Genomic DNA, 7089 nt, shown 5'->3' with positions numbered 1-7089 from the left:
GCATCAACGTCCTGTTCGCGATGCTCCGCGACGGCACCTTCTACGAACCCAGAACCCCACGCCTCGCTTGACGAAAGACATAGAGGCACCCCCCCGCACGAAACCCCAACCGTTCGGTGACAGAACCGTCGCACAAGGCGCCACAACGGGATGCCGGATCAACATGTCCAACTGTGCGGGAACGGGGGGCTGTTCGGCTCGCCGTCCGGGGCGTGGCCGTTGGCCGCGCCGCATACGCATCCTGGGGGAAACGTTGAACAGCACTGCACGCACGCTGCGTTCGTCCGTGACGGTCACGGGGGCCGGCCTGCTGCTGGCCGGTGCCGGGGCCGTCCTGGCGCCGGCGGCCACCGCCGCGACGGCGGACTCGCAGCCGCCGGCACTCGCCGTCTCGACCGCGGCACCGGCGGAGATCGGACTGGGGGGTCAACCGGTCGCGTTCACCACCACCGCCTCCAACGTCGGTACGGAGGACACCACTTCGGCCCGGTTGATCTACCACATCGACGGCGGCGCGGGCCTGCCGCCGAACGCCCTCAGCCTGCAGTACCGGCTCAGCGGAACGGCATGGAAGACGGTGCCGCTCACACTGACCGGGACGCGGTTCTCCGGCGAACTGCCGGAGTCCTTCGCCCTGGCCGCCGCCCAGTCGCGGACCGTGGACCTGCGCCTCGGCCTGCCCATGGGCACCCCGCACCACGGCGACAGCAACGGCGGCACCGACCACCTCAAGCTCAACACCCTCATCTCCTACGGCACTTCGGGCGCCGCCAACGACACCGACGAGGACACCGTCAAGGTCGACGGACTCACCGCCGGCCTGTCCGGTGTGCCCGCCACCGCCACCGCGGGCGGCCCCGGGGTGACCTTCGGCGCCACGGTGTCCAACCCCACGGCCTCGGCGTACGAGAACGTGACGGGCGTCCTGTTCACCAGCCGCTACGCCACCGTGCAGGTGCTGAGCTCCGGCACCTGGAAGACGCTCAAGCCCATCACCGCCCCCGCCGAACCGGACGTGTACGGCTTCGCCATCACCGGCAGGGACTCCGCCCTGGCGGCACACGGCGACTCGGCCGCCAAGTTCCGCGTGAGCTATCTCAAGAACACGCCCGCCGGGAAGACCACCGTGCACCCCTGCGCGTTCGTCAACCAGGGCTCGACGCCGTTCACCGGCACCACGTTCTGCGGAGCGTCGGCGTCGATCACCGTGAAGGCGGCCGGCACCGGCACCACCAGCCCGACACCGTCGGCCACCCCGAGCACTTCGGCCACCCCGTCCGCTTCGCCCACCTCGACCACCACCCCCGCCGCCACCACGACCTCCTCCGGAACCGTCTCCGGGACGACCTCGGGCGCGACCACCCAGCTCGCCAAGACCGGAAGCGGCGGCGTCTCGGCCACCGCCCTGGCCGCGACGGGCCTCATCACCGCCGGCACCGGCGCACTGGCCTTCACCGCGCTGCGCCGCCGCCGTAACCAGGCCTGACACCGGGGCCCTGGCCACGCGCACCGCAACGGCCGCCTCCTGGGCGCCGACGGTGCGCCGGCCAGGGCCCTGTTCGGTCGACGGCAAGTCTGCCCCCGATTCTGCCCCTACGGACTGCCCACCCCCGCCCGCCCATCAGGTAGGAGGGAAGAGCACCCGTATCAGGCAAGGGCACCCGCCGACCAAAGGGGAACCGCACATGCGCATCCAGGGAGAGAACCGCCCGAGCGGTGACCGCACCGGCAAACGCCCCGCGCCTCGCCCCGCCGCCGCCCTCCCCCCGCTCGCCGCCCTCCAACAGGCCGCCGGGAACGCCGCGGTGACCCGCGCGATCCAGCGGGCCCGGGACGAGCAGCGCGGCGAAGAGCAGGACGGTGGGAGCGAGGTGCGTGCCGGCGAGGGGGCCGTTCCCGTGCAGCGCCGGGCGTCCGTCGTCGATGCCGTCGGCTCCCCGGGGCGCCCCCTGGAGCCCCGCATCCTCCAACGGGCCGAGCGGGCCTACGACATGGACTTCGGGCATGTGCGCGTGCACGACAACCCCGTCGCCCAGCGCTCCGCCGAGGAACTCGGCGCGCTGGCCTACACCACCGGTTCGCACATCGTGCTCGGCGACCGGCGCGTCGAGGACGAGGTGATGTACGAAGAGGTCGACCACGTACGTCAGCAGGCCCTGGGGCCCGTGCCCGGCAAGGACAACGGCCGGGGCGAGAAGGTCTCCCACCCGGACGACCCGTTCGAGCGGAGCGCCGGCGCCAACGGCCGAAAGCTGGCCCGGGGTGCCGCCCCCGAACTGTCGTTGCCCGGCGCCGAGTTACCCGGTGGGGCGGTGCAGCGCAGTGTGGCCGGGGACGTCTCCGTCCAGCGGGCGGACCGGCCCGGACCGTCGACCACGCCGCCGGCCCAGAGCACGACTCCGCCCCCGGCCTCGTCCTCACCCCCGATCCAGGACTCGCAGCCGGCCATCGCCCGGCTGGCGGGGCTGCTCGTCAGGGACAAGGAAGCGATCAGGAACAAGGACGTGCGGGCGGTCATCCACACGCGGGTGCGCAGCGGCCCGAGTTTCACGGACCAGGAGCTCGACGCGATCAGGGCCGTGGAGTCCGAGGACCCCAAGTGGCTGAAGACCGTGGGGATGTGCAGCACCGTCGAGGCCGACGCGTACCTCAAGGCCGGCGATTTCCACAACTGGCTCCAGCAGCCGGAGGGTAAGCGCCTCCTCATCGCCAGCCTGCGCTGGCGGCAGGAGGTCGCGGACCGCGCCGAGGGGAAGTCGACGGACAAACCCACCCGCTCGGACTACCAACTCGCCCGCCACCACGCCATGCACGACGCGGAGACCCCGGAGACCGAGAAGGCACAGCTCACGGGGGAACGGAACGAGCAGATCTTCCAGACCTTCGTGACGACCATGCTCCCGCCCGGTATCAGCGACGACGTACCGGACGCCGCCAAGCACCGGGACCGGGTCGCGCGCGGCACCGAGGTGCTGACCAAGATCTTCCTGATCCTGAAGGAGGGGCTGCAGGTCTTCAACCCGGAGACCGGCATGCACGAGGACTTCAAGGACGACGTCGCCCACGCGCTGGCCTACGGCGGCCGCGTCAACATCCGCATTCCCCAACTGGCCGACGGTCAGCACGGATACGAGCTGCCCCAGTGGCTCCACATCACCAAGGAGAACCGGAAGCCCTGGGAGTCCACATCGACGCCCGAGAAGCCGGTGTACCGGCGCAGGTTCGGCACGCATCACCTGAACATCGGCGACAACAACCAGGCGGACGGAACGCGGGGCGAGTTCGTGGAGAAGGGGGAGATCGGGGCCACCGTCCAGAACTGGTTCGATCCCAGCACCCACCTCTACGGTCTGCCCATGGCTGCGGGAGGCATGGGCAACGCCGACTACCACGGCGACACCATCCTCCCGAACGAGTCTTACGGGCACATGTTCATGGGGTACAAGCACCCGACGGACGAGCGCGACGGCGGACTTCAGGTCGGCCTGGAGACCGCCGGGCCCGGGGGCAGGACTCCCGACGGCTACAAGCACGGCATCACCAGCAGCGAAAAGAACAGCAACCCGGTGAGCCAGTTCGGCGGCCACAAGGACGACAAGCCGGGCGGCAACGCCTCCCTCGGTTCGAGCCAACGCCATGTCGACCTGGAGAAGTTCGGCGACTGGGTGCAGAAGCTGAAGAACCTGGAGAAGGACTGGAAGGCCGAACTCGCCAAGGCCAAGACGGACGAGGAACGCGCGGCCCTGTACCGGGACTTGATCGGCAAGCGCACCAACACCGGTTCATGAGCGCGTAGTTCGTCCTCTACGGCCGTCACCCGCCCCGGAGAACGTACCGGGGCGGGTGACAGTCGGACGAGCGGCGGCATGAACAGCCGGGCGGACGGGGCTACTTGCTGCAGGAGGCCCCGTTGAGCGTGAAGCCGGACGGCGCCGAGTTCTTGCTGTTGTTCCACGTGCCGAGGAAGCCGAAGGTGAAGCTGCCGTCCGCGGCGACGTTCTTGTTGTAGTCGGCGGCGGTGGCGGTGACCCGGGAGCCGTCCTGGGCGACGCTCGCGTCCCACATCTGGGTGACCTGCTGGCCGTCGCGGTAGGACCAGGCGACGCGCCAGGTGTCGAGGGCCTTGGTGGTGGTGACGGTGATGGCGGCCTGGAAGCCGTCGGGCCACTGGTTCACCAGGTCGTAGGTGACGTCGCAGGTGGCCGGCGTGGTCGTACCCGATCCGGAACCTGACCCGGAGCCCGAACTCTTCGTCGGATCAGGCGAGTTGCTCGCCGTGGCCGACGCGGTGCCCTGGGGTTCCGTGTCCGGGTTCTTGTCGCCGGAGTCCGTCGCCGTGCTGCTCGTCGTGGGCCGCGTCGACGACGAGGCCGTGCCCGAGGGGTGGGCGCCGATCGACGACAGGGTGGGCGCGGGATCCCCCACCGGCTGGGTGCCGGTGTCGTCGCCGGCCACGTTGTCGTGCCCGGAGCCGCCCATCGGCATCATCGACACCCCGAGCGCCACCAGGGACAGCAGGACGGCCGCGGCGAGCAGACTGTTGCGGACGAGGCGCGCCTTGCTCGCGCCCTCCTTCGGCTCCCCCGCCTCCAGTTCGGCCACCGGACGCCCCGCGCCCAGCCGCACCTCGGCGGCCCGGCGGCGGCGCTCCAGATAGGCGAGCCCGCCCCAGCCGATCACCCCACCGGCGAGGGCCGCGGGCAGTCCGCCGCCGGCCAGCCGCAGACAGGCGGCCGCCTCCGCGCACTGCACACAGGTGGCGAGGTGCCGGGAGAGGTCCTCGGGGGTGTCGGCGGCCGGTGAACGGGTCACCGCGTCCAGCAGCCGGGCGTAGCTGCGGCACTCCGCGTCCATCGGGGTGTCGAGGTGGTTGCGGTGGCAGCGGTCCCTGAACAGGGCCCGTACCTGGGCGAGTTCACTGGAGACGACGGCCGGGTCGAGGCTGAGCCGGCGGGCCACGACGGTCAGCGGCAGCGCCTCCACCTCGGCCAGCCACAGCAGCGCCGCGTCCGCCTCCTGGAGGTCCCGCAGCCCGCGCAGGGCGATCGGCCGCTGCAACGGCATGCCGTGATACCGGGCGGCCTTCTCGGAGTTGAGCCACAGCCGCAGGTCCGGGTCGAGCCGGTGCCCCCGCCCGGCGAGTTCCCAGGTGGCCGCCGTGGTGCGTACGGCGGTGAGCAGCAGCGGTATCACCGGCAGCACCCGGCGGGCCGGTCCGCGCATCGGACCGGACCCGGCGGAACGGGCCTCCTGGATGCCAAGTGCGAAGGCCTCGCCGGCCAGTTCGGTGGCCGAGGCGGCACCGGACGTGCACAGGTCGGCGTAGGACAGCACGGCGTCCCAGCTCTCGGTGAAGAGCGCTGCCTCAGCGGCGTCCTGAGGAGTCGGCAGGTCGGGCATGGGTCTCCTGCATCCACGAATGACGGCCAACTAGCTCTGACAGTAAGCGAGTTGGAGGGGGGCTGCCTCGTGACAGGGCCAGAGCCTTTCACGCATCCCACACAACTGACAAGCCGCGTATTCAATTGCGGTGACTGTCCGTCGCCTCTGTGCAGTTGTACGTGTCCGAGCCCCTTCCGGCTCACCCGTCGCAGGAGTTGGCCACACCGTTACCTTACAAAGACGCGGGCTCCTCCGCCGGGAGACTGTCCATGAAAGAGCTGACGGAGAAAACGGCGCGGCCGGGACCCGGTTCGCCGTATCCGGGCGGGGACTTGAGGCCGAAGTCCTCCATCGTCGCGCGGTAGGCCTCCAGCAGCCGGATGTGGTACTCCAGCGGAGCGCCCTGCGGATTGGCCTTGCCCAGCGGGGTGGTGGGCTCGGGGCACCAGGTGGTGAAGCGGGGCGTGATGCCCTGCGACATGAAGAAGCGCAGCCCCTCGGTCGTCGACGCGATCGCCTCGTCGACGGTCTTGAAGCCGAACGGCTCCGCCATCTCCACGCCGGCAACGAAGTTGGGGATCACATTGCGTGCGCCGAAGATCTCGGCGGAGTCGAGAATCCGCTTGTGCCACTCGGCGCGGCCGACGTACCGCTCCTTGCCCGGGCAGTGCAGCTTGAACAGATACTCGTCCCACACCTCGTAGTTGGGGTGGTAGATCTGCACGCCGTAGTCCTTGAACCGCTGCACGTCGTCCTTGGGCAGCGCCTGGGCGACGACCTTGCCGATCCACCGCCCCGGGAACCGCTCCTCGATGGCCTTGGCGTAGTGGCCGTAGAAGTCGGCCTCGTCGCGCCCGGCGACGGTCTTGGTGATCGCACCGCCGGTGAGGGTGTAGGCGGTCGAGGTCTTCGCGGTGTCGTACCGGTCGATGATCTCCAGCGCTTCGAGGACCTCTTCCACGTCCTTGACGCCCGTGTACGGCCGCCCGGCGGCCTTGTGCTGGCGCCAGTTGTGGTTGATGTCGCAGTACTGGCACTCCTCCTTGGCGCCGAAGTACTGGCACACGCGGAAGACGGTCAGGTAGATCAGGTAGCCCCACTGGATGGTCGGGGCGACCTCCATGACGGACTTCCCGTTGGCGAGCTTGTGCTTGTAGTACTCCGGCATCGGCGGCACCCCGACGTCGGCGATGCGCTTGCCGTCGAGGTACAGCCCGAGGACTCCGTCGTCGTCGGAGGCCACGCGGTACGGCGAGGTCGGGTTCACGCGCACGGAGACGACGGTCCGTCGCAGGTCGTACGGGCCACCCGTAAGGATGATCTCCTCCGGCGGGCGCCGCAGCGCGGCCTCGCCCAGCTCGGGGAGGGTGCCGTGGTCGAAGGAGAAGATGAAGTACGACTTCGGCTTCACCTCACCGCCCTCGTTGTCGCTCAGCGCGGACGGGTCGAAGGCGACACCCCCGCGCAGCAGGTCCTCCTTGAAGACGGCCTCCCGCGGCACATGCGGAAAGCGCTCCATCAGATCCTCGACCAGCGCGGTGCGGCTGCCCATCCCGTATCTCCTCCCGGCTCAGGCGCCCTGCTCAGGCGTACCGACTCCTCACGGTATGCCTCCGGCGGTTGGGCGGAAGGAGCGGGGGTCGGTGTGGTGCGGTTCGGGTGGGTTTGGCTGGGCGTCCGGGTCGGGGTGGAGGCTCGGGGTGCTTG

Annotated in this window: 4 protein-coding genes; 2 read left to right on the top strand and 2 right to left on the bottom strand. The window is 70.2% G+C overall.

Annotated elements, in window-relative coordinates; genetic code table 11:
- The first annotated feature begins 253 nt into the window (after window positions 1-253).
- Together ACIBK4_RS49830 and ACIBK4_RS49825 are read left to right on the top strand one after the other, a co-directional pair.
- Window positions 254-1486, top strand: a complete 1233-nt coding sequence (locus tag ACIBK4_RS49830; RefSeq protein WP_399006724.1) for a hypothetical protein — start codon at window positions 254-256, stop codon at window positions 1484-1486.
- Between the two features lie 199 nt (window positions 1487-1685).
- The gene (locus tag ACIBK4_RS49825) at window positions 1686-3788 is read left to right on the top strand and encodes a DUF4157 domain-containing protein (protein ID WP_399006722.1); all 2103 of its coding nucleotides are present in this window, start codon (window positions 1686-1688) and stop codon (window positions 3786-3788) included.
- 100 nt (window positions 3789-3888) lie between these two features.
- Here ACIBK4_RS49825 and ACIBK4_RS49820 read toward each other — a convergent pair whose 3' ends face one another.
- Complete coding sequence (locus tag ACIBK4_RS49820) at window positions 3889-5400, bottom strand: cellulose binding domain-containing protein (RefSeq protein WP_399006720.1); 1512 nt, start codon at window positions 5398-5400, stop codon at window positions 3889-3891.
- 214 nt (window positions 5401-5614) lie between these two features.
- Entirely contained in the window at window positions 5615-6934 is a 1320-nt protein-coding gene (locus ACIBK4_RS49815) for a radical SAM protein (protein ID WP_399006718.1), read from the bottom strand.
- Window positions 6935-7089 lie beyond the last annotated feature (155 nt).

This window comes from Streptomyces sp. NPDC050528, assembly GCF_044457795.1.
GTDB lineage: Bacteria > Actinomycetota > Actinomycetes > Streptomycetales > Streptomycetaceae > Streptomyces.
This window is presented reverse-complemented; position numbering and strand designations above follow the sequence as displayed.